Here is a 24,513-nt window from a genome sequence, read left to right as displayed (position 1 = left end):
CACCCCGTCAGTGATTATGCCGCGGCGGGGTGGCGGCGATATCGCGGAAATCAGCGGCCCCATCGAGCACGGCACCATCGGAAAGCTGCGTGACCGAGCGACGATAAATACGTTGCCACGGCGTCGCATCGGGCGGAACGGCTGGGATGCCATCACCCTTGCGCCGCTCGATTTCCGCCTCCTCAACCAGCATGTCGCAGCGGCCATGGTTGAAATCGATGCGAATCACATCGCCGGTCCTGAGCCAGGCAAGCCCGCCCCCGGCAGCACTTTCCGGCGAGGCGTTGAGGATCGAGGGACTGTCGGCCGTACCCGACTGGCGTCCGTCGCCGATTGTGGGAAGGCTGCGGATGCCGCGCTTGAGCAGCGCATCCGGCGGCTGCATGTTGACGACTTCGGCAGATCCCGGCCAGCCGATCGGCCCGGCGCCGCGGATCACCAGAATGGTCCGCTCATCGATACCGAGCTCCGGATCGTTGATGCGCTTGTGATAATCCTCGGATCCGTCGAAGACCACAGCCCTGCCCTCGAACACGCCTTCGTGGCCCGGCTCCTGGAGATAGCGGCTGCGGAAATCTTCGGAGACGACGCTCATCTTCATGATGGCAAAATCGAACAGATTGCCCTTGAGCACGAGGAAGCCGGCACGCTCCTTCAAAGGCTCGGCGAACGGGCGGATAACATCGCGGTCGCTCGCCTCCCGCCCCTTCAGGTTTTCCGCCATGGTCCGGCCCGTGACCGTCGGACAGTTGCCATCCAGCTTGCCGGCCTGCAGCAGCTCCCACATGATGGCCGGAACGCCGCCGGCGCGATGGAAGCGTTCGCCTAGATAGGCACCCGCCGGCTGCACATTGGCCAGCAGCGGGATGTCGAAGCCATGCACCTGCCAGTCGTCGGGGTAAAGCTCGACGCCGGCGTGCTTGGCCATGGCGGCCAGATGCGGCTGCGCATTGGTCGAGCCGCCGATGGCGGAATTGACCCTGATGGCATTGAGGAAGGCCTCACGCGTCAGCACGTCCGAAGGCTTGATATCGTCAAGCACCAGCTCGACCGCACGCCGCCCGGTGCGATAGGCCATCTGACCGCGTTCGCGATAGGCGCCGGGAATGGCAGCACAGCCCGTCAGCGACATGCCGAGCGCCTCCGCCATGGCATTCATGGTCGAGGCCGTTCCCATCGTATTGCAGTGACCTACAGAAGGAGCTGAGGCGAGCGCCGCCTCCAGAAAGCCCTCCTCGTCGATCTCGCCAGCCGCCAGCTTGCGGCGCGAGCGCCAGATCGCCATGCCCGAGCCGGCAAGCTCGCCGTCATGCCAGCCATCGAGCATGGGGCCGCCTGAGAGAACGATGGCCGGAATATTGACGGTCGAAGCGGCCATCAGCGCCGAGGGCGTCGTCTTGTCGCAGCCGGTCGTCAACACAACGCCGTCGATCGGATAGCCGTAAAGCACTTCGACAAGGCCGAGATAGGCAAGATTGCGATCGAGCGCCGCCGTCGGGCGCTTGCAATTCTCGAAAATTGGATGGGTCGGAAATTCGATCGGAATGCCGCCGGCATCGCGAATGCCGTCGCGCACGCGCTTGGCGAGATCGAGGTGATGGCGGTTGCACGGCGTGAGATCGCTGCCGCTCTGAGCGATACCGATGATCGGCTTGCCCGACCGCAGCTCCTCCGGCGTGATGCCGTAGTTCATGAAACGCTCGAGATAAAGCGCCGTCATGTCGATATGATCCGGATTGTCGAACCAGTCCTGCGAACGCAGACGACGCTTGGATACAACCTTATCGCTCATCTCTTTCTCAAGCCTTTCCTCGGGCATTCTTGTCTTCCAGGTGCTGCAGCAAGGCGCTGTGATCTAGCTCCCCGCCACCATTCTCGACGAATTCCGCAAATTCGGCCCTAACCGTCTCGGTCAGAGGGAGTTGCAGAGACAAGCCGCTGGCCGTAGCGAGGATCATATCGAGATCCTTCAGCTGTATGCGGGCGGTTCCGCCCGGCTCGAAACTACGCTCGATCATGCGCTGGCCGTGCAGTTCCAGGATCCTGCTCTCGGCAAAGCCGCCGCGAATGGCATTGCGAAAGGCCTCACGCGAACCGCCGCCGGCTTCGACCAGCAGCATCGCCTCCGCAACGGCACCAATCGTAACGGCAACGATCTGTTGATTGCCGAGCTTTGCAAGTTGCCCGGTGCCGCTCGGCCCGACGCGTGTCACGCGCCCGAGCGGTGCCATGACATCACGAACGCTGTCGATAACATCGGCGTCGCCGCCGACCATGATCGCAAGCGTTCCGGCCTCCGCACCCACGACACCGCCTGAAACCGGCGCGTCGATATGTCGGATGCCACGCTCGGCAAGCTTGAAGGAATGCTCGCGCGCAGTGGCCGGCGGTATCGAGCTATTGTCGATGACCACGGCGCCGATTTCCAGAGCGTCAGCCACGCCGCTGCCGAACAGAACCTCACCGACGGCGCCGCCATTGGTGAGCATGGTGAACAGCACCGAGGTTCCTCGCGCCGCCTCCGCCGCCGTATCGGCAACGATCGCGCCATCAGCGGCCAGCGGCTCCGCCTTGCTCCGGTCGCGATTCCACGCGGTCACCGCAAAGCCGGCGGCCAGCAACCGCCGCACCATCGGCGCGCCCATTAATCCCGTACCGAGAAAAGCGATCTTTCTGCCGCCCATAGCCTATCCTCCGAATGGAACACACGGACCTTGCGACAGCATGCTATCGATGTTTCGGTCCTTGCGCCAACGAGCCGCTCTCGCCAGCCCGACGTACGTCCATCAATTCCTCCAAGAGCTTGATAAACCTATGGTGCCGCCATGCAAAGAAAATCGGCGCGCCAACAGAAAATTCTTCGAAAGCTTGGCCGCAAACGGCTTCAAAACAGAATGGGCGGGACCTTGCGGTCCCGCCCTTGGCGTATCGAGCACTGGAGTTCCGCTCGGCACGGCCCCTATTCGGCGGCGATCGGGAGTATCTCCGCCGAATGTTCATTGTCGTTGTGATGGTGCTGTTTCAGCGGACGGTTGCCCGTCAGCCTGCGGATCAGCACGTAGAAGACCGGCGTCATGAAGATGCCGAAGAAGGTGACGCCGATCATGCCGGCAAACACCGCAACACCCATGGCCGCGCGCATCTCCGCACCGGCACCGGTCGAGGTGACAAGCGGCACGACACCCATGATGAAGGCCATGGAGGTCATCAGGATGGGGCGCAGACGCAGGCGGCTGGCCTCTATCGCGGCCTGAACCGGTGTGCGGCCTTCGAATTCCAGCTCGCGGGCAAATTCCACGATCAGGATCGCGTTCTTCGCCGACAAACCCACCAACACCACCAGGCCGATCTGGGTGAAGATGTTGTTGTCCCCACCCGTGAGCCAGACGCCGGTCAGCGCCGCCAATACACCCATCGGCACGATCATGACGATGGCGAGCGGCAAGGTCAGGCTCTCGTATTGGGCGGCCAGCACGAGGAAGACCAGCAGCAGCGCCAACGGGAAGACGACGACGCTGGAATTGCCGGCCAGAATCTGCTGGTAGGTCAAGTCCGTCCATTCGAAGTCTATACCGGGCGGCAACGTCTCATGCAGAATCTTCTCGATCGCTGCTTGTGCCTGGCCTGACGAGAAACCGGGCGCCGGGCCGCCATTGATGTCGGCCGCCAGGAAACCGTTATAGCGGTTCGTGCGTTCCGGACCGGTTGTGGCGTTCACCTTCAGCAGAGCTGAAAGTGGGATCATCTGACCCGAAGCCGAACGGACCTTCAACTGGCCGATATCTTCCGGCTGAGCGCGGAACTTGGCATCGGCCTGCACGCGGACGCTGTAAGTGCGGCCGAAGGCGTTGAAGTCGTTCACATAGAGCGAACCGAGATAGATCTGCAGCGCTTGGAAGACGTCGGTGACGGAGACCCCGAGCTGCTCGGCCTTGGCGCGGTCGAGATCGGCAAAGAGCTGCGGCACGTTGATCTGGAAGCTCGAGAAGATGCCGGTGAGTTCCGGTGTCTGATAGGCCTTGCCAATCACTGCCTTGGCTGCCTGGTCGAGGGCCTGGTTGCCGAGGCCGGCGCGATCCTCGATCTGCAGCTTGAAGCCGCCTGTCGTGCCGAGACCGTTGACCGGCGGCGGCGGGAACATGGCGATGAAGGCATCCTGGATGACGCCGAACTTCTGGTTCAGCGCCATGGCGATCGCCCCGCCAGAAAGGTCCGGCGTCTTGCGCTCGTCGAAGTCCTTCAGCGTCACGAAAACGACACCGGCATTCGAGGAATTGGTGAAGCCGTTGATCGACAGGCCCGGGAAGGCGATCGCATTGGCGACGCCCGGCTGCTTCAGCGCAATGTCCGTCATGCGCTTAATCACGTCTTCCGTACGGTCGAGGCTTGCGGCATCCGGCAACTGTGCGAAGCCGATCAGATACTGCTTGTCCTGCGACGGCACGAAACCGCCTGGAACCGTTGCAAACAGACTATAGGTTGCCCCCACCAGCGCGAGATAGATCACCATGACGATGCTCTTGCGCGACAGCAGGCCGCCGACGCCCTTACCGTAGTATTTCGAACCGGCTCCGAACGCCCGGTTGAAGCCGCGGAAGAACCAGCCGAAGACCGCGTCCATGATCCGTGTCAACCGATCCTTCGGCGCATGATGGCCCTTCAGGAGCAGGGATGCCAGTGCCGGAGACAGGGTGAGCGAGTTGAAGGCCGAGATGACGGTCGAGATGGCGATCGTCAGCGCGAACTGGCGGTAGAACTGGCCGGATAGGCCGGAGATGAAGGCGAGCGGCACGAAGACCGCGACGAGGACCAGCGCGATCGCGATGATCGGACCGGAGACTTCCTTCATGGCTTTGTAGGTAGCGTCTCGCGGACTGAGCCCGTTCTCGATATTACGTTCGACGTTCTCGACCACCACGATCGCGTCGTCCACGACGATACCGATCGCCAGCACTAGGCCGAACAGACTAAGCGCGTTGATCGAGAAGCCGAAGACATACATCACCGCAAAAGTGCCGATGATCGAGACCGGGACGGCGATCAGCGGGATGATCGAGGCGCGCCATGTCTGCAAGAACAGGATGACGACCAGGACGACGAGCGCGATGGCTTCGAGCAGCGTGTCGATCACCTTCTCGATCGAGGCACGGACGAATTTCGTCGTGTCGTAGACGATCTCGTACTTAACACCCGCAGGCATGGCCTGCTGCAGCACGTCCATGGTCGAGCGCACGTTATTCGCGATCTCGATCGCGTTCGAACCGGGCGCCTGGAGAACCGCGACAGCGACGGCCGGCTTGCCGTCGAGCAGCGAACGCAGCGTATAGTCTTGCGCACCAAGCTCGACGCGGGCGATGTCGCGAAGGCGGGTGATCTCGCCGTTGGCGCCCGTCTTGACGATGATGTTGCCGAACTCCTCAGGGGTGCGTAGGCGGCCCTGGGCATTGACGTTGAGTTGCAGATCCACGCCCGGCCGGCTGGGTGAGGCACCGATGATGCCGGCCGCAGCCTGGACGTTCTGGGAGCTGATCGCATTGCTAATGTCGCCGGCGGCAAGATTATGCTCGGCCGCCTTCTGCGGATCAATCCACACGCGCATGGAATAGTCGCCGGCGCCGAAGACCTGCACCTGCCCGACGCCTTCGATCCGGGCGAGCCGATCCTTAATGTTCAGGGTCGCATAGTTTCGCAGATAGGTGATGTCGTGGTCGGCCCCATCCGAGACGAGGTTGACGACCACGATGAAATTGGGCGAGCTCTTGACGGTCGTGATGCCCAGGGCACGGACTTCCGCGGGCAGGCGCGGCTCGGCCTGCGAAACGCGGTTCTGCACGAGCTGCTGCGCCTTGTCCGGATCGGTGCCGAGCTTGAAGGTGACCGTCACGTTGAGAGCGCCGTCTGATGTCGCCTGGCTGGACATGTAGAGCATGCCCTCGACGCCGTTGATCTGCTCTTCGAGCGGCGTCGCCACCGTTTCGGCGATGACGGTCGGGTTGGCGCCGGGATAGGTGGCGCGCACGACAATCGACGGAGGCACGACCTCTGGATATTCGGAGATCGGCAGCGCTCTGAGGCCGATCAGGCCGGCGACCACGATGAGGACCGAAAGAACACCGGCAAAGACCGGACGGTCGACAAAGAATCTGGAGATGTTCATATCAAAGCCCCCTCTGGGGTGAGAACGGATGCAAAATTCCTGTCCGACGATTTGAGAGCCGCCGGCGGATCATGTGATTTCGGAATGTCGGCCTTCTGCCCGCGGGCAGAAGGCGAAGTCTTATTGAGCGGTCGCGACCTTCTCTGCCAACTGCGGTGCGACGACTGCACCGGGACGGATGCGCTGCAGCCCGTTGACGACGATCTTTTCGCCGGCTTTCAGGCCGTTCTCGATCACTCGCTGGCCGTCAACCAGCGACCCGAGCTGGACCTGCCGGTAATTGACCTTGTTCTCGCCATCCACGACGAAGACGAACTTCTTGTCCTGGTCGGTGCCAACTACGCGGTCGTCGATGACGATCTTGTTCTCGGCCTTCGGCTGACCCATACGGACCCGCACGAACTGACCAGGGATGAGACGACCGCCCGGATTGTCGAAGACTGCGCGAACGCTGACGGTGCCGCTCGCCGCATCGACCTCATTGTCGATCAGCTGCAACTTGCCCTTGATCGGCGTGCCGCTATCGCTTGCCGTACCGATCTGAACCGGGATCTGCTCGATCGGCGGAACGGCACCACCGTTCGCCGGCAGTTCGGCCAGCGCCTGGGTCACGGTCTGCTCGTTGGCGCTGAAGCTCGCATAGATCGGATCGACCGATACGAGCGTTGTCAGTGCCGGCGACGAGGAGCCGGCGGCCACGAGGTTGCCGACGGTGACGGCAATCTTGCCGACGCGACCGGCGATCGGAGCACGGACCTGCGTATAGTCTAGGTTCAGCTGCGCGGTCTGCAGAGCCGCTTGCGCTGCCTTCAGATTGGCCTCTGCCTCGGCATAATTGCTTGTGCGCGTATCCATATCGCTCTGCGAGATCGTCTTGTTGTCGAAGAGCTTCTGGCCGCGGCCCACCTCGACCTTGGTCAGATCGAGCTTCGCCTTGGCGGCGGATACCTGGGCCTGTGCCTGTGCGACCGTCGCCTCATAGGGTGCAGGGTCGATCGTCACAAGCAGGTCACCCTGCTTGACCAGGGCTCCCTCGCGGAAATGCACTGACTGGATCGCGCCGGCGACGCGCGACCGAACTTCGACGCGGTCGATAGCTTCAAGCCGGCCGGAAAACTCCTGCCAGGAGGTGATGTCGCGCGGCTCCACGGCAGCGACGGTGACCGGAATGGCCGGCATTGCCGCCGAGCCGGGAGCCTCGGTTGCCTGAGCGCCGCGCGGCAGCTCCAGATAGAAAGCCGCACCTGAAATGGCCGCAGCAACACCCATGCCGGCGCCCCATAGGGCCCAGCGCTTACCGTTGGAGTTCATGTTCGTCTCTCCTTTGATCCCCTCTTGGGATTGGGGACCGAAAATTCTTATCGTCTCGATGCGGTCAGGCGCGCGAGCCGCAGTGTGTCACCACGGAAATCACGTCGGTCTTACCGTCGACATCCCGTCCAAATCCGCGACTTTCCTCGCGACCGAGATGCTGATTGTCGATTAAGCCTGCACGTCTTCGACAAAGCTCTTGAAGCAACAGCACACATCCTGCCGCCATGAAGGCCTGTCTTTCGACTGCCCGCCGTAGAGAGTGGGCCAGCCCGTCCCGGCGGGAAGGACTTGCTGGCGAACACGGACGCCAGCCGCTTTCAGCCGGCTGCCGTATTCCATGCTCTCGTCGCGGAGCGGGTCGTCCTCGGCCGTGAGCACCAATGCCGGCGCGAGGCCCGAAAGCCGCGAACAGTATCGAGGCGCCGCGTAGGGATGACAGACACCGCCCAGGAAACCCAGGTAACGGTTCCAACCCTCCGTCCAGCGCTCGCGCATGCCGCTTTCCTCCGCTTGGAGGAAAGATTTCGATCCCATGAAAGGATCAAGTAAAGGCGATATCAACACCTGCCCGTCCAACGAGCCGGGTATCTGATCGCGCGCCTTTAAAGCGACACCCGCTGCGACATTGCCACCCGATTCTTCACCGGCGACAAAAAGCAGCGATTTTTTCGCCCCACCCAGCGCAAGCATGTTCCGCTTGTTGCTGAGGTAGGCAAAAATCCCGTAGGCGCATTCGAGCACCTTCGGAAAAGCATTATGGTTGCAGCTGGTATAATCCGCCGCAACGACGATGGCGCCGGCCTCAGCGAGGCTCAAAGCCACCGGTCGATCGATCGCGTGATCGGTATCCAGAAAAGCGCCGCCGTGCAGATAAAGCACGAGAGGTGCCGCCTTCTTCAAACCTTCACCGTTGTAGATCCGAGCTGCCACCGGCCCCGTAGGCACGTTTTCCAGCACAACATCTTTCCACGGCGCACTCATCGACCCAAATCCTATCTGTTCGGATGAACATGATTAAACCAAGCCGGTCCTCTAGCACGCTTTGCAATCATATTCTCGATAATGCGGTCTTGAGCGCCCCGTGCCGCATTGCAACAATCATAGAAACAACATATCGTTATTCCGTTCTGAGAATAAGTAGCCTATATTCGATCAGACTATTCACAATTACAAACAATCGACCTCTTCATTTTGTGGTCGAGGGACATCATGGAATGGACCAATTATCAGCAATGCGGGCATTCGCGCGCGTGGTGGAGACGGGCAACTTCACCCGTGCAGCCGCCGCCCTTTCCATGCCGAAGGCAACGGTGACGACGCTCATCCAGTCGCTCGAAGCCCATCTTCACGCGAAGCTCCTGAACCGCACGACCCGGCGCGTCATGGTGACCACCGACGGCGCACTCTATTATGAGCGCGCCATTCAGATCCTCTCCGAAATCGAGGAACTGGACGGCAGCATCAGCAATTCGCAAAGCCTACCGAGCGGCCGCCTGCGCGTCGAAATGGCCGGCGCCTTTGCCGAGCGGATCGTCATGCCGGCCCTCTGCGACTTCCACCAGCGCTATCCCGATATCCATATCGACCTCGGCGTCGGCGACCGGCTTGTCGATTATCTGGCCGAAAATGTCGACTGCGCGCTCCGCGCCGGCATGCCGAGCGACCAGTCGCTGATCGCCCGCCGCGTTGGCGAAATGCATGTCGTCACCTGTGCCTCGCCGCTTTACATAGAAAAGCACGGCATCCCGGAACGGCCGGAAGATCTGGAAAGCAAGCATCACGCGGTCAGCTACTTTCGCGCACAAACCGGCCGTACGGTTCCTTTCCTGTTCGAACGCGGCAACGAATCCCTGGAGATCAGCCCGCGCTACATTCTCTCGGTGAATGACGGACGCAGCTACATCCAGGCGGCTTTGACCGGTCTTGGTATTGCGCAGGTGCCAAGCTTCATGGCGCGAGATGCGCTTGCCAAGGGTGACCTCGTGCCCATCCTCGCCGGCTGGACCCGACCCGTCATACCCATGCACATCGTCTATCCGCCCAACCGACATCTCAGCAACAAGGTGCGCGTTTTCGTTGACTGGCTGGCCAAATTGCTGGTGACCGCGCGGGTCGGAGAAGCCTGAAAAAACTGCCTTCTCCCCTGCGCGGGGGAGAAGGATCGGCATCCTCCGGCATTCTTCAATTCCAGGAGGCGCCTGCAGGCTGGCGGACCGTCGAGTTCAGCCGGTTCCAGACATTGTCGATCGCAATCGCAACAATGAGAGCCGAGAGCGCCTTTTCGTCGTAGTGCCTGATAGCTTCGTTCCAGATCTCGTCGGTGACGGCGTCGGGCCGGTCTGCAAGCCGCGTGACGGCCTCGCCGAGCGCGAGGGCCGCACGCTCAGCATCCGAGAAGTATGGCATTTCACGCCAAGCGGAGACGCCGACGATACGCTCCATCGTCTCGCCCGCCTTCTGCAACTTGCGGAAGCCCATGTCGGTGCAGACGCTGCAGCCGTTGATCTGGCTGACGCGCAGATGCACGAGATCCATGGTGTTTTCCGACAGGCCGCGATCCTTAATGGAATTGCTGACGGCCAGAAGCGCCTGCAGCGTTTCGGGAAGGACGAGGACGGGGTTCTTCATACGAGCTTGCATATTTGTTTCCTCTGTTGTGCGAGCGCTGTTGCCGCTCTCGTTCAGACGATGCACTTTCCCGCCGATCCGTTGTCACACCGGCCGGATGTCGTTCGTCATAGGTCTGACGGAACACGATGAAGGAATGTGACCGATGGACGAAAAAAAGTGGCAGGCGGAAAAATTCGAGGCGAACCGGCCGCACTTGCGCGCCGTTGCCTATCGCATGCTCGGCTCACGCACGGAGGCCGAGGATGCCGTGCAGGAAACATGGCTGCGCCTGGTCAGAAGCGACACATCTCATATCGAAAATCTCAGCGGCTGGCTGACGACGGTCACGGCACGCATCTGCCTCGATTTGCTGCGCACCCGCAAATCCCGTCGCGAAGAACCGCTGACCATCCATGTTCCAGAGCCAATGGTGGTGCATGAAGCCGGAAACGGCACCGATCCGGAACAGGATGCCCTGCTGGCCGATTCCGTCGGTCTCGCCCTCCTGGTGGTGCTGGAAAAACTCAATCCCGCCGAACGGCTCGCCTTTGTTCTGCACGACATGTTCGACGTCTCTTTCGACGACATCGCCCCGATTCTGGGACGCACCACGGTCGCAACCCGCCAGCTTGCGAGCCGTGCCCGCCGGCGCGTGCAGGATACGCCATCGACGACGGAGGCCGATCTCACCCGGCAGCGCCACGTGGTCGACGCCTTTCTGACAGCCTCCCGTGTTGGCGACCTGCAGGCGCTACTGGCCGTACTCGATCCCGAAGCGCTCTTCCGTCCCGACGCAGTTGCAGCTCGAATGGGGTCTGTCGGCGAACTTCAGGGGCGCTCTGCCATTGCCGCGACCTTCAATGGCCGCGCGCAGGCGGCGCGAGCAGCCGTTATCGATGGCGCTGTAGGCGCCGTCGTGATCATTGGTGGACAATTGCGCATCGCGCTCCGCTTCACCCTCAATGAGGACAATCTGGTCACGGCTGTCGATGCGATGGCTGATCCGGAACGGCTGCGCGCGCTCGACATCGTGCTGATCGAGCCATGAGCACGTTATCGCATCTGCGTCGGACTCGTTCCCGTCAGCCGACGAAACATGGCGATAAAGGCGGAAGCATTGCTGTAGCCCAGCCGCGATGCGATCCGCTGCACCGGCTCGCCGGCTTCGATCAGCGACAACGCCGCGACCAGCTTCAGACGTTGGCGCCATTCGTTGAAGGAAAGGCCGAGATCGTCCTGGCATCGGCGCGACAGGGTGCGCTCGGTGGTGCCCACCCTGCGCGCCCATTCGCTGAGCGAATGCCGGTCCCCGGGATCGGCTTGCAGGGCTGCGAGCACCGGGCCGAGCAGAGCATCGTCGGACAGCGGAAGATAGCTTTCGCAGCGCGGCGCGAGACGAATCTGGTCGACCAGCACCTGCACAAGCCTCAGATCCTCAGCCGTTTCGGGCATGGTGACGTCGCGCGCCGCAAAATCCGCCAGTATTGCCTTCAGCAATGGACTGATGCTGAGCGTGGACGTCTGAGCCGGGAGATCTGCGCAAAGAGCGCGCTCAACGTAGACGGTCGCATAGCGCAGATCGTGCTGCATCCCGACGCCGTGCATCGTCTCGGGTGGCAGCCAGATGGCATAGTGCGGCGGCGACAGATAGCGCACGCCCTCGATATCGAACTCCGCAACGCCGGTTATGGCGTAGTTGAGCTCTCCCCAGGGCTGGCTCTTCTTGGGGATGATGGTGCCGCCCTCGTAGTTCTCGGTTCGAAAAGAAACCGGATTTGGTGGATCGCCCTGAATGCGCGGGAGCCGATTTCTCATGTCCTCATCTCACTACTGTTGTCCTATCTTCGTTATATACCATAATTCAGACAGGCAGTAGAAGATCATCGCGCCGGCATAGCGTGTTCGCCCTCTTCATACCCATTGAAGTTAGAACGACATCGAGAGATCAATCCCATGAGCAATCAGCCGAACTCCTCCGCATCCATCGTGAGCGCCGCCGGCCTGGCGCCGCTGCTGACCGTGTTGATCTGGTCCGGCAATACTGTGGTCACCAAGGCGTCGGCGGGCGTCATTTCACCCGGCTCCATCTCGTTCTATCGCTGGCTGCTTGCCTTCGTCGTGCTCCTGCCTTTCGTCGGCCGCGCGGCCTGGCGCAATAGAGCTGCGTTGCGCGACCATTGGCTGAAACTCGCCACGCTCGGCGCCCTTGGCATGGTGATCTACCAGAGCCTCGCCTACGAGGCGGCGAAAACGACCTCGGCAGTCAATATGGGCGTGATGGTCGCCCTTATGCCGCTGCTGTCGACCGTGCTTGCCGGCCTCTTGGCGGGTGAAAGGCTTACGGTGGCAAGCCTCGCGGGTGGCGGCATTTCACTGATCGGGCTCGTCTATCTGACATCCCGCGGCGATCCGATGATCCTGATCAACGGCGGCTTTCACATCGGCGACGGCCTGATGATCATCGCCGTTCTCTCAAATGCGCTCTATGGTGTCATGCTGAGGCGTTGGGCAATGCCGCTCTCGATGTGGCAACAGCTCTTCTGGCAGATCGCCTTCTCGACTGTGCTGCTGATCCCTGTCTTCCTGATGGGCGATATCTCGCCGGTGACGGCGGCAAACCTGCCGCTCATTCTCTATGCCGCGATACCGACCTCTCTTATCGCTCCCTTGTGCTGGATGATCGGCATTCACAAACTCGGAGCCGGCCGTGCCTCGCTGTTGATCAATCTCCTGCCGATCATCGTTGCGGCCTTGGCCTGGGCACTCCTTGGCGAGGAACTGCATTCCTATCATGCCATCGGCGGCGCCTTGGCCCTTATCGGCGTTGGCCTGGGGCTACGGAAGGCTCCGGCGAAGGCGGATGCGGCCGATGAAACAAGCTGGGAAACGGAGGAAGCCTGATCGCAGTTGCGATGCCCCTTTCCTTTCGCACGCCCTTCGTTCTACCATGAACGAGTCCCCAGAAGCGGAGAGGAAGCAAGCGTGCGCATAGCCCTGGAACCGGTGTCCTCCAGAACGACGATCCAGGAGAGCGTCTATCAACAGCTGAGAAATGCGCTCATGGCCGGCAATTTCGACCCCGGGCAAACCCTGACCATCGCCTCGCTTGCTGAAACCTTCGGAACCAGCAACATGCCGGTTCGCGAGGCCCTGCGTCGGCTTGCGGCAGAAAATGCCCTCGAAGTCGCCGCCAATGGTTCGGCCCGTATCCCGATCGTGACACTCGCGCGGCTCGACGATCTTTGCCGTGCTCGTATCGCAGTGGAAGGCCTTGCCGCCGAACTTGGCTTGCCGAACCTCACCCCGACAGACATCGCAACGCTCGAACGCATCGCCGGCGAACAGCATGTCATCGGTCTCGGCGCCAATGTCTACGACCTGATGGCCAAGAACCAGCAGTTCCACTTCACCATCTACAGCGCCTCCGGCTCCGAGGTCTTACTGCAGCTGATCGAGACCCTGTGGCTGCGCTTCGGCCCTTATATGCGCATGCTTTCCGCTTCGGTCGAACCCCTGATGCGCAGCGGCCAGCTAGACCCTGCCGGCGAGCACGTTGCGATCGTCAAGGCGCTGAAGGCCGGTGATTTCGCCGCTGCCCGGGATGGCGTCGTCGCCGATATCAGACGTACCCATGAAATCCTGCAGGATTACTGCCCGGCCACTCAGGACGAGCCGCGCAAGGGTTCCGGCTCAGCCCGACGCTAAGCTTCCAAAATGAGTTTGAGAAATTTGGTTGAACCTTAAAGTATTTTGTGATCAAATGATCAAATTAGAGGCTCCAATCCCAACATCCAGAGCGAGATCCCCATGAGCTCCGCCGCTTCCGCATCGCAATTCGCCGGCCATAACAGCTTCCCGGTCGACGAGGTCCGCGCCATGTTCCCGGCCATTCAGAAGGCCGGCGACTTCGTCTTTCTCGACAATGCGGGCGGGGCACAGGTGCCTCAGGCGGTGGTCGACGCGGTTGCCAACCATCTCATCGATTTCAACGTCCAGCGCATGGCGAAATACCAGCACAGCCAGGGCGTCGACCGCAATCTGGATGAGGCGCGCGAAAGCGTCGCCATGTTGGTCAACGCCTATCGCCCGGAAGAAATCTCCTTCGGCCAGAATGCCACCTCCTTCATCCGCCTTGTGAGCCTCGGCATCGCCAAGCTGCTCGGCGAGCGCAACGAAATCGTCGTCACCGACATGGATCACGACGCCAACATCGCCACCTGGATGGCGCTGGAAGGTGACGGTGCCAAGATCGTATGGTGGCGCATGCGCGAGGACGGCACGCTGCATGTAGAAGATCTGAAGCCGCTGCTCAACGACAAGACCCGCCTCGTCGCCTGCACGGTCACCGCGCATTCCATCGGCACGATCGTCGATGTCGCCGCCGTCTGCAAGCTGGCGGCCGCAGCCGGTGCCGAAACCTTCCTCGATTGTGTCCACTACGGTCCGCACGGTCTGATCGACGTGCAGGCCTGGGGCTGCGATTATCTTGTCTGCTCGGGCTACAAGAATTTTTCACCGCACATGGGCTTCCTCTGGGGCCGCTACGATGCGCTGGTCAAGCTTCCCACATTCAAGGAAGACTTCATTCCGGACGTGCCGCCCTACAAGATCGAGGTCGGCACCTTCACCTATGAGAACGTCGCCGGCATGAACGCCGCAGTGAAATATCTCGAAGGCCTCGGCCGTCGCTTCCTGCCAAATGGCGAGCATAGCCGCCGCCAAGCACTCGCTGCCGCCATGGGCGCGATCCGCCAGTACGAGCTGATGCTCTCGCGCGAAATGATCGCCGTTCTCAAGCGCCACGGCGCCGTTATTTATGGCATCTCCGACGAAAACCGGCTGGAACAGCGCGTTCCCACAATCTGCTTCAACATACCGGGCATCACGCCGCAGGAATTCGCTGGCGAGATGGGCAAGGAGCGTATCGGCCTGCGCGACGGCCACATGTTCGCACCGCGCCTGATGAAACGCCTGGGTCTTTCGATGGAAACGGGCGCTATCCGCGTGTCGCTCGTGCACTACAACAAGGTCGAGGAGATCGCCCGCTTCGATGCGGTCCTGACCAAGATCATGGCACGGCGCAAGTAAGCCGTGTCCGTGAGCGGTGGCGGCGCCCGAACAACCCCGCCACCGCAATGCCTCCGCGCCGCCGACCCGATCGGCAGCGCGTCGCAAGCAACCCGAGGTTCGAAACAGAATGTCGCTTCGCAGCTAGGTCGTTTCGGTCTATCCGTCGTCGGGTGGACCGCTGAAGTGGGAGGAAAAGGATGAGCGATTTCCGCGGGAACTGCATCGAGCATAGGCTGCTTATCGGCACCTTTGCCGCGATTCCGCATCCGGTAGCCATCGAAGTAACGGCAGCCTCCGGCGTCGATTTCCTCTGCATCGACTGGGAGCACTCTCAGATCAGCCGCGAGCGCATCGAGGATTTGATCCGGGCCGCCGATATCCATCGCGTTCCCGCCATGGTTCGTGTGCCGGGACATGCGGCGGAAGATATCGCCGCCGTATTGGATGCCGGGGCCGCGGGCGTTCTCGTCCCACGCGTTTCGACGGCGGAGCAGGCGCGCGCCGTCGTCAAAGCCATGCGTTACCCCCCGCTCGGCGCCCGCGGCGTCGGCCCGGGCCGGGCCGCAGCCTACGGCTATCGCATTCCGGATTACCTCGCCAAGGCCAATGCCGAGCTCGTGCTTGCCATTCAGGTGGAGACCGCCGAAGGGCTTGCGAACATTGCTGAAATCGCCGCCGTAGCTGGTGTCGATCTTATTTTCATCGGCCCCGGCGATCTCTCGGTCTCAATCGACGCGATGGGACCAACCGGCAAGGACAAGCTTGACGCCGCCATTCGCACCATTACCAAAGCAGCCCTCACAGCGGGTCGCACGGTCGGTATTTTCCGTCCGTCGCCGGATGATGTCGCTGCATGGTCGGAAGCGGGCATAAGCTTCTTCATACTCGCAAGCGATACGATGTTTCTCGGCGCCGGCATGGCCGCCGGCGTCATCGATGCAAAGAAGTCGAGCGGCAGTTTGGAGGTGAAGGAAAAATGATTTGTTCCAAAGCCTTACCTCTTGCTGACGCCACTGTCGATTCGGGCAGGAATGCGGACTTTTTAAGCTTAAACTTTACCCTTGAAATGCATTGGTTTTTGGATAACCATTCGAAATCAAATGGCAATCCAGGCATGAATTTCAGCACTCGTTTCGTTTCTTCAACATCGGATTCCCAGGGGAAATTTCTTGTCTCTTCTGCCGCAGCATAACCTGCCGAACGCGATCACGGGCCGCGATGCCCTCGAAGGCATTCGCGCCCAGATTCGTGACATGCGCACCGACAACATTGCCGTGCTCGCCAAGCGTGCCCGCGAACTCGGCGGTGTCATTCCGCTCTGGTTCGGCGAAGGTGATGTGGTGACCCCGGAATTCATCCGCGACGCCGCGAAGAAAACGCTCGATGACGGCGCAACCTTCTATGTCCCGAACATGCGCGGCCTGGCGACGTTGAACGAGGCTCTTTCGGATTATCAGACGCATTGGCACGGCCGCCCCATCCCGATCGAGCGCACCACGGTCGCCCCCGGCGGCATGCAGGCGCTCTACATGGCGCTCGAATTGCTCGTCGATGTCGGCACCAATGTCGTCTACGTCGCGCCGCAATGGCCGAACATCCACAACGCCATCCACCTGATCGGCGGCGAGCCGCGTCCTGTCTCTCTCGACTTCGATACCGACTGGCGCCTCGATCTCGACAAGCTCTTTGCACGCTGCGATGCGCGCACGCGTGCCATCTTCCTCTCGACCCCCTCCAACCCCACGGGCTGGACGGCGTCTCGCGAGGAGATGCAGGCGCTGCTCGATTTCAGCCGCCGCACCGGCATCTGGATCATCTCCGACGAGGTCTATGCCCGCCTCTACTTCGATGGCGAAATCGCGCCCTCGATCGTGCAGGTGGCCGAGGATGGCGATCGCGTGATCGCGATCAACAGCTTCTCGAAGGCCTGGGCGATGACGGGTTGGCGCGTCGGCTGGCTGACGCACCCATCGGCCGTCGCCGATCAGCTCGGCGCGATGACGCAGTATATCAACAGCGGCACTTCGGCCATGGTTCAGGCAGGAGCCGCCGCCGCTTTACGTCAAGGCGAGCCGCTGGTTTCGGAAATCCGCGGACGGATCAAGGCCGGCCTCGATCTGGCCTATGAGAAGCTGCCGAAAATACCGGGCATGATCCTGCCGGAAAAGCCGCGCGGCGGCATGTATGCCTTCTTCGCGCTGCAGGGGGAACCCGATGCGACCGCCTTGTGCGAGCGCATTCTTGAGACGGCCCGCGTCGGTCTGGCGCCCGGATACCATTTTGGAGAGTCGTCCCGTGCCTTCCTGCGCATGTGCACCTTCCGCGAAACCGAACAGATGCGCCTCGCCCTCGACCGTATGGTCGATGCGATGACATGAGACGACCGCCCGCTTGGGCGGACGGGGACTACCGCGGGTGAGAGGAAAGCCCGCAGCTATAATCAGAGGGAGACCAAGAAAATGCATATAACTCGTCGCAGTCTACTGGTCCTTGCGACCGCCGTCGGCCTGGCCGGTGGAAGCCACTTCGCCTACGCGGCCGATGTCCTGAACGTCGGTTCCTATCCGAATAACCCGCCCTTCGAATACAAGACCGCCAATGGCGGCTTCGAAGGCTTCGAAGTAGATGTCGTCAACGAAGCCGCAAAGCGCGCCGGCATGTCGACCAACATTGCCGACTACGGCTTCCAGGCCCTGTTTGCGGCAACCAGTTCCAAGCGCATCGATGTGGCGATTTCGTCGATCACCATCACGCAGGAGCGCTTGAAGTCGCAGTCCTTCACACAGCCTTACTACGATTCCGACATGGGCGTCGCCACCAAGGAAGGCAGCTCGATCAAGGCGCTCGCCGATCTCAAGGGCGCGGTCGTCGGCGTACTCTCCGGCTCGACCGGCGAGAAATGGGTCAACGACAACAAGGCCGCCCAAGGCTTTGCCGACATCAAGGGCTACAACTCGCAGCAGGACATGTTCCTCGATCTCGGTGCCGGCCGCATCGACGCCGTCGTCAGCGACATCCCGGGCATGCAGTACCTCTTCGTCAAGACCAAGGGCTTCGCCATCAAGGATCGCATCAAGACCGGCGAACAGTACGGTTTGATGATGACCAAGGATTCGCCGCTCCTCGCCAAGATCAACGATGCCATTACCGCGATGAAGAAAGATGGCTCGCTGGACAAGATCCACGAGAAGTGGTTCGGCGGCAAGGCACCGGCTGGCTCCTCCACCGTCACCGAATTGCCTATCCCTAAGGCGTGATCAAAAGATCATCACCGAAATAGGCTACGCCGGTCGTGACGACCGGCGTAGATACAAGAGCAATTCCAGCAAAAGTGCGAAGCGATTTTGCGCCAGGAATTGCGTAAAAACAAAGAGATAGAGCATTTCTGCGACTCCGTTGAATGCAGAAATGCTCCAAGAAATCTTGTCTTCGTCTTGCACACGGGAGTGCCAATGTCTTTCGTCGATACCTTCTTCAATTCCGACGTCATGATTTCGGCCTTCCCGCAGTTGCTGCGCGGGCTCTGGATGACCATCGCACTCGGCGTCGTCAGCATCCTGATCGGCGTCACTGGCGGCCTCATCGTCAGCCTGATCCGCCTTTATGCGCCGAAGCCGATCCAGCTGCTGATGATCGCCTATATCGACATCATGCGCGCCATGCCGATGCTGGTCGTGCTGATCCTGATCTATTATGCGCTACCCTTCGTCGGCATCAGCTTCTCGGCCTGGTGGTCCGCAATCATTGGCTTTTCCATCGTGCTTGCGGCCTATTCGGCCGAGGTCTTCCGCTCGGGTATCGAAAGCGTGCCGCGCGGCCAGTTCGAAGCTGCCGCCGCTCTCGGCATCCCCTTCCTGATCACGCTCTACAAGGTCGTACTGCCGCAAGCTGTCCGCATCGTCATTCCGCCGACCACGAGCAACTGCGTCTCCATGTTCAAGGATACCTCGCTCGCCTCGACGGTTGCACTGCCGGAACTCTTGAAGGAAGGGCAGAACGCGCAAGGGTTCTACGCCAATCCCTCGCCGCTCATCATGGCAGCGGTGGTCTACGTTATCCTGCTCTGGCCGATGGTCCGTCTGGTGAGCGTCCTCGAAAAGAAGTTCAAGAGCGAGCGCGCCCGCTAAGGCATCCCCAGGAAAAGTGCATAGCGGTTTGGCGCGGAATTATCGGAGATAACAGAGGGGAGCGGCCTGGCGTTTCAGAGAAACGCTGGGCCGCTGAAACCCCAGAGCAACTCGCTGAAAAGTGCGAAGCGGTTTTCCGTCCAGAATCGCGGAAAAATAAAGAGATAGAGCCTTTTCGCGTTTCGAAGAAAAGCGGAAAGACTCTAGTCAGTCGAAATCGCTGCCAGACAGGTGGTTGCTGACCGACGACTTCACCGCACCGATATCCTGCCACAGCTCGGTAACGATCGCAGGATCGACATCCGCCATCATGTCGCGCAGCCAGCCCTCGTGAGCCGTCGCCATGGCACCGAATAGCACCATGCCCTTTTCCGTAAGCTTGGCAACCGTCACGCGGCGATCGCCATCGGGCGTCACGCGCAGCACCAGCCCGTCCGTCTCCAGCCGTTCGACCAGCCCCGTGACATTGCCGTTGGTGACCATGGTTCGCTTGGAAAGCTCTCCAAGGCGCAGGCCGTCGCGCTCGCGATAGAGCTGCGCCATCAGGTCGAACTGCGGCAGGGTCGCCCCGAATTCGTTGCGTAGCCGGCGGCGGATTTCCTGCGAGACCAGCTTCGTGGTTGACAGCATCCGCAACCAGAGCCGCAGCTCCAGCTTTTTGCCTTCCTGTGCGCCCTGAACGATGATCTCCAGGTCAACGGTTGCACTCTCGGACTCTGTCATGACGTCGCCTCGGTCTATCGTTCCGCATCACTCAGATAAGCGATCTAGGGAACGATATTTGAAATGTCAAAGGTTTGGCCGTCAAGTCGGATTGGGCCTACTTGGCCAGCATTTTCCCCAACATGAAGCCGGAGCCGGCTCCCGTCCCCGCGCCGGGCCATGTCGAAGCCCCGCACATGAACAGAGATCCCACTGGCGTCTTGTAGCGCGAATAGCCTGCAACGGGACGGAACAGGAAGTTCTGGTCGAGATGATGGCTGCCGGAGAGATTGTCGCCGCCGACGAGATTCGGGTTTTCGCGTTCGAGATCGACCGGAGAGAACACCGACCGTCCCAGTATCTTGCCACGCAGGCCGGGCGCATAGCGCTCGGCAATGTCGAGGACACGCTCGGCATAGGCATCCTTGATCTCATCCCAGCTTGCGCCGCTGATTTGACCGGCTGCATCGCCGCTGAACTCTGCCGGCAACACACGCACCTGTATCCAGAGCGTGTGCTGTCCGGCAGGCGCGCGCGAGGAATCGATCGCCGTGGGCTGCCCGACCACCAAGGCCGGCTCGGCAGGCAACAGCCCGCCCATCGCCTCGGCATAGACGCGGGACATCATCTCAAGATCAGGCGCGATATGAACATAGGCGAAGTTCTGCAGCGCCTTGCCCGCCGTCCAATCCGGAAGACCCGACAACGCCAGATGGATCATCATCGTGCCGGGGCCGGCGCGGAAGTGGGAAACCTTCCTATCGAACTCCTGCCGCGACTGATCACGGTCCAAAAGCTTGCCGAACAGGACCTGGGGATGGACATTGGCGATAACGGCGCGTTTTGCCTCGTAGCGACGCCCATCGGCTAGAACGACGCCCGTCGCCTTGCCGCCCGCCGTGACGATCTTGTCGACGCGCGTGCCGAGCATCAGCTCGCCACCCTTGCTCTTCAACACCGCAGCCATGGCCTTGATGATCGTATCGGCCCCGCCCTTGCCGATCACCATGCCGAACGCCTGATTGGCCATGGATTCGAGATAGGGAAATAGCGCGCCGCCGGCGACATCGGGCGCAAAATCGAGATGCAATCCCCAGGCCGCCATCATCGTCTTCAGCTTGGCGTTCTGGAAACGCGCATCGAGAAAATCGCGCGGCGATGCAAACAGCATGCGCGCCGTGTCGTAGACCCAGCCGGTGCCTTTCTGCCGCCAGGCCTTCCAGACCACCTTGGCGGCCGCCATGGATGGCATCGGCGATCCGAGGAGACCGAAGATATGCGGAGCGTCCGCGCCGAACTCGGAGAGCATGTGGCGCCATGCGGCGGCGTCCTGAGGCGAAATGTCGGCAATGGCACCCGTTGTCTTTTCCAGATCGGTGCTGACGCCAAGATAGGTGCCATCGCGAAAGACGCTGGCAAAACAATCGGCAGCAGGTACGAAGTCCAAGCCTTCGGCCGACAACTCATTCTTGTATTGCGCAAAGAAGCCTGAGCCGGCAAACATGGAGAGGTTCATCGCGCAGAGATCGTGCCGGAAACCCGGCAGCGTCACCTCTCGGGTTTTGACAGCGCCACCCGGTTCGGCATTGCCTTCGATGACGGCGACTTTCCAGCCTTTCGCCGCCAGATGCACCGCCGCCGCCAGGCCATTGTGGCCCGCCCCCACTATGATCGCATCATAGCTCATCGTCTGCCCCTCATTCGTCGGTGATTATTATTGTCACATGCATACATCTTGAGCTTTAAGCTTCAAGTATTTATTCGCGGGAATTTCACAATCATCAGCAACTAATGCGAGCATACAGCAAAGTGCTAGTTGTGATATCCTTTTATTTTCAGCACCTTAATGAGCCGGCAGCGACACTCGCAAACGTGTCAAAATTGGACGTCTCCGCCATGCCGGAATGCTTGCAATATCATATATTGTGACATAGGCTTCCCTCATTCCGCCGCCGCGCGGGCCTGGTGCTGAGAGGAAAGGCACCCCGCGTCTGGCGAAAATGGCTTCACGCTAGATCCCGTTTGAAGACCCGCGAAGCGGTTCTCCGTACGGGATCCTGCGACAACAAAGGGAACGCTATCATGACTGCCAATACACTCGCCAGCCTGGCCACCGCCCTGATTTCAGGCTCCGTCAAAGTCGTCGACCTCACCGCGCCGCTCGGCCCGGATACTCCGGTGCTTTACCTGCCGCCGCAGTTCGGCAAGAACACGCCGAACGTCAAGGTCCACACGATCTCCGAATACAACCAGGACGGTCCTTTCTGGGCCTGGAACTGGCTGGAACTGGGCGAGCATACCGGCACGCATTTCGATGCACCCTGCCATTGGATCACCGGCAAGGACAATCCGAACAACACCACGGATACCATCCCGCCGCAGAATTTCGTCGCTCCCGTCAACGTCATCGACCGTTCGAAGGAAGCCGCAGCCAATCCCGACTACCTGCTGACGGTAGACAGCATCAAGGAATGGGAAGCACAGAACGGCGCGATCGAAGCCGGCAGCTGGGTGCTGCTGCGTACCGACTGGTACAAGCGCAACGGCTCCACCGAGACCTTCCTGAATGCCGACGAAAATGGCCCGCACTCCCCGGGTCCGACCGCCGAGGCGATCGAATATCTGCTGACCAAGGGCATCATCGGCTGGGGCCAGGAAACGATCGGCACCGACGCCGGTTCGGCCGGCGGCATGAACCCGCCCTTCCCGGCACACAACCTCATGCACAAGGCCAACCGCTATGGCCTCGCCAGCCTCTCCAATCTCGATCAGCTTCCGGCCAAGGGTGCCGTCCTGATCGCCGCTCCACTGAAGTTCGTCAAGGGAACCGGCTCGCCGGTTCGTGCACTGGCGTTGATTGCATGATAGGCTGGAAAGGTTGGGGTCTGGGGGCAATTTAGGCTCCGCCCTTTCCAACTATCTTGCCTATGAGGGGCAACGGCAATGGGCGATCATGATTACATCATCGTCGGCAGCGGCATTAATGCGCTTGTCGCTGCGGCGATGCTTGGCAAGAAGGGCCACAAGGTGCTCGTCCTCGAGCGCAACGACCGCATTGGCGGTTGCCTGCGCACCGAGGAGATCACCGAGCCCGGCTTCATCCACGACGTCATGGCGACGACCATGGTGCTGTTCCTGACCTCGCCGGCCTATGGCGCCATCGGCAAGGATCTTGAGGCGCGGGGCCTGGAATTTGCCCATGCCGATCTTCCGACAGGCGTGCTGCGGCCCGACGGTTCGCACGTGATCTTTTCAAAGGACAGGCGGCGAAACATCGCCACCTTCGACGAATTGGCTCTCGGCGACGGACAGACCTTCTCTCGCGAGATGGAATCGCTTGCCGCCGACGCTCCTTTCCTGTTTTCCCTGCTCGGCGGCGCGCTGTGGTCGGGATCGACCCTGATGACAGTTGGCAAGCAGAGCTGGAACCGTGGCATGCGCAAGCTTGCCGCCTGGTTTGGCGATGCCTTGACGCCGGCGCGCGGCTATCTCGAAGCCAATTACAGGTCCGAGGATATTCACGCCCTTTGGGCGCCCTGGGTGCTTCATTGCGGGCTCGGACCGGAAAGCGCCTATTCCGCCGAAATGCTGAAAGTGATCGGCTTTGCGCTGGAGCTCGGCGGCGCACCGATCGTCAAGGGCGGCGCCGTACAGCTGCTGACCGCCTTCCAACGGCTGATTACCGATCACGGCGGAGAAATCCGCCTCAATGCCGATGTTGCAGCCATCATCCCAGGCCCCAATCGCCGCGCCGATGGCGTGCGCCTTGCGAATGGCGAGACCTTGCAGGCCAAGGCTGGAGTGATCTGCTCGGTCACACCCAACCAGCTGTATGACAGGCTGATGGGAGACTGGCCTGACCCGATGCCGGCGGAGGTCAAATCCGGCGTTGCCAATTACCGTTACGGCAAGGGCGACATGCAGATCCACTATGCACTTTCGGAGCCGCCGCGCTGGAAGGCCGATGTCGAGCTCGGCAAGGTCGCGCTGCTGCACCTGACCCCCGGCCTCGATGGCGTCTCGCGCGCCGCCAACGAATGCGAGCGCGGGCTCCTGCCCGCCGAACCCACGATTTGCGTCGGGCAGCCCGTGGCGCTCGACCCCAGTCGCGCCCCGGAAGGAAAATCGATCCTCTGGCTGCAGCTCCCCGAAGCGCCGCGCCATATCAAGGGCGATGCCGCCGGCGAAATCGCAACCCCGGACGATGGCCGCTGGACGGAAGAGGTGCGGGAACGTTATGCCGACCGCATCGAAGCGCTGCTATCAGGCCATATCGAGAACTTCTCTAACATAAAGCTCGCACGTCGCGCCTATTCTCCGGGTGATCTCGAAGCGATGAACATGAACCTGGTCGGCGGCGACCCCTATGGCGGCTATTGCGGCCTCGACCAGTTTTTCATCTGGCGTCCATTCAAGTCATCTGTTAACCACCGCACCCACATATCAAGCCTGTACCACATCGGCGCTTCGGCACATCCCGGTCCAGGTCTCGGCGGAGGCTCCGGCTTCCTGCTCGCATCATCGCTGAAGTAA

At 61.1% G+C, this 24,513-nt stretch carries 20 protein-coding genes; 11 read left to right on the top strand and 9 right to left on the bottom strand.

The genetic code is table 11. The features are described 5' to 3' along the window. Positions 1-7 precede the first annotated feature (7 nt). The 5 genes from GGD46_RS06365 to GGD46_RS06345 all read right to left on the bottom strand — a co-directional run bounded on the left by GGD46_RS06365 (position 8) and on the right by GGD46_RS06345 (position 8,452). Positions 8-1,792 carry an IlvD/Edd family dehydratase gene (locus GGD46_RS06365; protein ID WP_184702883.1) on the bottom strand — a complete coding sequence of 595 codons (1,785 nt, stop codon included), beginning with the start codon at positions 1,790-1,792 and terminating at the stop codon, positions 8-10. Positions 1,793-1,799: 7 nt separating this feature from the next. Beyond that, positions 1,800-2,684 carry an NAD(P)-dependent oxidoreductase gene (locus GGD46_RS06360; RefSeq protein ID WP_184702882.1) on the bottom strand — a complete coding sequence of 295 codons (885 nt, stop codon included), beginning with the start codon at positions 2,682-2,684 and terminating at the stop codon, positions 1,800-1,802. Positions 2,685-2,959: 275 nt separating this feature from the next. After that, complete coding sequence (locus GGD46_RS06355) at positions 2,960-6,157, bottom strand: efflux RND transporter permease subunit (protein ID WP_184702881.1); 3,198 nt, start codon at positions 6,155-6,157, stop codon at positions 2,960-2,962. A gap of 120 nt (positions 6,158-6,277) precedes the next feature. Further along, the gene (locus GGD46_RS06350; protein ID WP_184702880.1) at positions 6,278-7,468 is read right to left on the bottom strand and encodes an efflux RND transporter periplasmic adaptor subunit; all 1,191 of its coding nucleotides are present in this window, start codon (positions 7,466-7,468) and stop codon (positions 6,278-6,280) included. A gap of 171 nt (positions 7,469-7,639) precedes the next feature. Then, complete coding sequence (locus tag GGD46_RS06345) at positions 7,640-8,452, bottom strand: alpha/beta hydrolase fold domain-containing protein (RefSeq protein WP_184702878.1); 813 nt, start codon at positions 8,450-8,452, stop codon at positions 7,640-7,642. Positions 8,453-8,685: 233 nt separating this feature from the next. Between GGD46_RS06345 and GGD46_RS06340 the strand changes: the two genes are divergently transcribed. Then, positions 8,686-9,597 (top strand): LysR family transcriptional regulator, encoded by a 912-nt coding sequence (locus GGD46_RS06340; RefSeq protein WP_184702876.1) that lies wholly within the window; start codon positions 8,686-8,688, stop codon positions 9,595-9,597. Between the two features lie 55 nt (positions 9,598-9,652). On the opposite strand, the gene GGD46_RS06335 is transcribed toward GGD46_RS06340, so the two are convergent. Further along, entirely contained in the window at positions 9,653-10,111 is a 459-nt protein-coding gene (locus tag GGD46_RS06335; protein WP_184702874.1) for a carboxymuconolactone decarboxylase family protein, read from the bottom strand. Between the two features lie 133 nt (positions 10,112-10,244). Here GGD46_RS06335 and GGD46_RS06330 point away from each other — a divergent pair, with 133 nt between their 5' ends. After that, a complete protein-coding gene (locus GGD46_RS06330; protein WP_184702872.1) occupies positions 10,245-11,129 on the top strand; it encodes a sigma-70 family RNA polymerase sigma factor in 885 nt (294 codons plus the stop codon). 5 nt (positions 11,130-11,134) lie between these two features. On the opposite strand, the gene GGD46_RS06325 is transcribed toward GGD46_RS06330, so the two are convergent. Continuing rightward, positions 11,135-11,896 (bottom strand): AraC family transcriptional regulator, encoded by a 762-nt coding sequence (locus tag GGD46_RS06325; RefSeq protein WP_184702870.1) that lies wholly within the window; start codon positions 11,894-11,896, stop codon positions 11,135-11,137. Between the two features lie 138 nt (positions 11,897-12,034). On the opposite strand from GGD46_RS06325, the gene GGD46_RS06320 reads away from it, so the two are divergent. The 7 genes from GGD46_RS06320 (at position 12,035) to GGD46_RS06290 (ending at position 19,278) form a co-directional block, all read left to right on the top strand. Further along, positions 12,035-12,982 carry a DMT family transporter gene (locus GGD46_RS06320; protein ID WP_184702868.1) on the top strand — a complete coding sequence of 316 codons (948 nt, stop codon included), beginning with the start codon at positions 12,035-12,037 and terminating at the stop codon, positions 12,980-12,982. Between the two features lie 81 nt (positions 12,983-13,063). Then, positions 13,064-13,786, top strand: a complete 723-nt coding sequence (locus GGD46_RS06315) for a GntR family transcriptional regulator (protein ID WP_184702866.1) — start codon at positions 13,064-13,066, stop codon at positions 13,784-13,786. Positions 13,787-13,888: 102 nt separating this feature from the next. After that, a complete protein-coding gene (locus GGD46_RS06310; protein WP_184702864.1) occupies positions 13,889-15,169 on the top strand; it encodes a cysteine desulfurase-like protein in 1,281 nt (426 codons plus the stop codon). A 179-nt stretch (positions 15,170-15,348) separates the two neighbouring features. Further along, entirely contained in the window at positions 15,349-16,131 is a 783-nt protein-coding gene (locus GGD46_RS06305; RefSeq protein WP_184702862.1) for an HpcH/HpaI aldolase family protein, read from the top strand. Positions 16,132-16,320: 189 nt separating this feature from the next. Then, a complete protein-coding gene (locus GGD46_RS06300; protein WP_184702860.1) occupies positions 16,321-17,529 on the top strand; it encodes a pyridoxal phosphate-dependent aminotransferase in 1,209 nt (402 codons plus the stop codon). Between the two features lie 81 nt (positions 17,530-17,610). After that, positions 17,611-18,408, top strand: coding sequence for an ABC transporter substrate-binding protein (locus tag GGD46_RS06295; RefSeq protein ID WP_184702858.1), 798 nt, complete (start codon positions 17,611-17,613; stop codon positions 18,406-18,408). Positions 18,409-18,603: 195 nt separating this feature from the next. Beyond that, complete coding sequence (locus GGD46_RS06290; RefSeq protein ID WP_184702856.1) at positions 18,604-19,278, top strand: amino acid ABC transporter permease; 675 nt, start codon at positions 18,604-18,606, stop codon at positions 19,276-19,278. 207 nt (positions 19,279-19,485) lie between these two features. Here the strand turns inward: GGD46_RS06290 and GGD46_RS06285 are convergent, their stop codons facing one another. Both GGD46_RS06285 and GGD46_RS06280 read right to left on the bottom strand, forming a co-directional pair. Next, entirely contained in the window at positions 19,486-20,001 is a 516-nt protein-coding gene (locus tag GGD46_RS06285) for a MarR family winged helix-turn-helix transcriptional regulator (protein WP_184702854.1), read from the bottom strand. Between the two features lie 97 nt (positions 20,002-20,098). After that, the gene (locus GGD46_RS06280; RefSeq protein WP_184702852.1) at positions 20,099-21,667 is read right to left on the bottom strand and encodes an NAD(P)/FAD-dependent oxidoreductase; all 1,569 of its coding nucleotides are present in this window, start codon (positions 21,665-21,667) and stop codon (positions 20,099-20,101) included. Positions 21,668-22,062: 395 nt separating this feature from the next. Here GGD46_RS06280 and GGD46_RS06275 point away from each other — a divergent pair, with 395 nt between their 5' ends. Both GGD46_RS06275 and GGD46_RS06270 read left to right on the top strand, forming a co-directional pair. Next, positions 22,063-22,845: a cyclase family protein gene (locus GGD46_RS06275; RefSeq protein WP_184702850.1), complete on the top strand. Its 783-nt coding sequence runs from the start codon at positions 22,063-22,065 to the stop codon at positions 22,843-22,845. A 78-nt stretch (positions 22,846-22,923) separates the two neighbouring features. Then, positions 22,924-24,513, top strand: a complete 1,590-nt coding sequence (locus GGD46_RS06270) for an NAD(P)/FAD-dependent oxidoreductase (RefSeq protein ID WP_184702849.1) — start codon at positions 22,924-22,926, stop codon at positions 24,511-24,513.

It is taken from the genome of Martinezella lusitana (assembly GCF_014207095.1).
Lineage (GTDB): Bacteria > Pseudomonadota > Alphaproteobacteria > Rhizobiales > Rhizobiaceae > Rhizobium > Rhizobium lusitanum_B.
This window is presented reverse-complemented; position numbering and strand designations above follow the sequence as displayed.

Coding starts and splice junctions, on each gene's coding strand:
- GGD46_RS06355 (WP_184702881.1), bottom strand. CDS start 6,157: ATGAACATCTCCAGATTCTTTGTCGACCGTCCGGTCTTTGCCGGTGTT.
- GGD46_RS06310 (WP_184702864.1), top strand. CDS start 13,889: ATGAGCTCCGCCGCTTCCGCATCGCAATTCGCCGGCCATAACAGCTTC.
- GGD46_RS06305 (WP_184702862.1), top strand. CDS start 15,349: ATGAGCGATTTCCGCGGGAACTGCATCGAGCATAGGCTGCTTATCGGC.
- GGD46_RS06345 (WP_184702878.1), bottom strand. CDS start 8,452: ATGAGTGCGCCGTGGAAAGATGTTGTGCTGGAAAACGTGCCTACGGGG.
- GGD46_RS06350 (WP_184702880.1), bottom strand. CDS start 7,468: ATGAACTCCAACGGTAAGCGCTGGGCCCTATGGGGCGCCGGCATGGGT.
- GGD46_RS06275 (WP_184702850.1), top strand. CDS start 22,063: ATGACTGCCAATACACTCGCCAGCCTGGCCACCGCCCTGATTTCAGGC.
- GGD46_RS06280 (WP_184702852.1), bottom strand. CDS start 21,667: ATGAGCTATGATGCGATCATAGTGGGGGCGGGCCACAATGGCCTGGCG.
- GGD46_RS06365 (WP_184702883.1), bottom strand. CDS start 1,792: ATGAGCGATAAGGTTGTATCCAAGCGTCGTCTGCGTTCGCAGGACTGG.
- GGD46_RS06270 (WP_184702849.1), top strand. CDS start 22,924: ATGGGCGATCATGATTACATCATCGTCGGCAGCGGCATTAATGCGCTT.
- GGD46_RS06340 (WP_184702876.1), top strand. CDS start 8,686: ATGGACCAATTATCAGCAATGCGGGCATTCGCGCGCGTGGTGGAGACG.
- GGD46_RS06285 (WP_184702854.1), bottom strand. CDS start 20,001: ATGACAGAGTCCGAGAGTGCAACCGTTGACCTGGAGATCATCGTTCAG.
- GGD46_RS06360 (WP_184702882.1), bottom strand. CDS start 2,684: ATGGGCGGCAGAAAGATCGCTTTTCTCGGTACGGGATTAATGGGCGCG.
- GGD46_RS06325 (WP_184702870.1), bottom strand. CDS start 11,896: ATGAGAAATCGGCTCCCGCGCATTCAGGGCGATCCACCAAATCCGGTT.
- GGD46_RS06320 (WP_184702868.1), top strand. CDS start 12,035: ATGAGCAATCAGCCGAACTCCTCCGCATCCATCGTGAGCGCCGCCGGC.
- GGD46_RS06295 (WP_184702858.1), top strand. CDS start 17,611: ATGCATATAACTCGTCGCAGTCTACTGGTCCTTGCGACCGCCGTCGGC.
- GGD46_RS06290 (WP_184702856.1), top strand. CDS start 18,604: ATGTCTTTCGTCGATACCTTCTTCAATTCCGACGTCATGATTTCGGCC.
- GGD46_RS06330 (WP_184702872.1), top strand. CDS start 10,245: ATGGACGAAAAAAAGTGGCAGGCGGAAAAATTCGAGGCGAACCGGCCG.
- GGD46_RS06335 (WP_184702874.1), bottom strand. CDS start 10,111: ATGCAAGCTCGTATGAAGAACCCCGTCCTCGTCCTTCCCGAAACGCTG.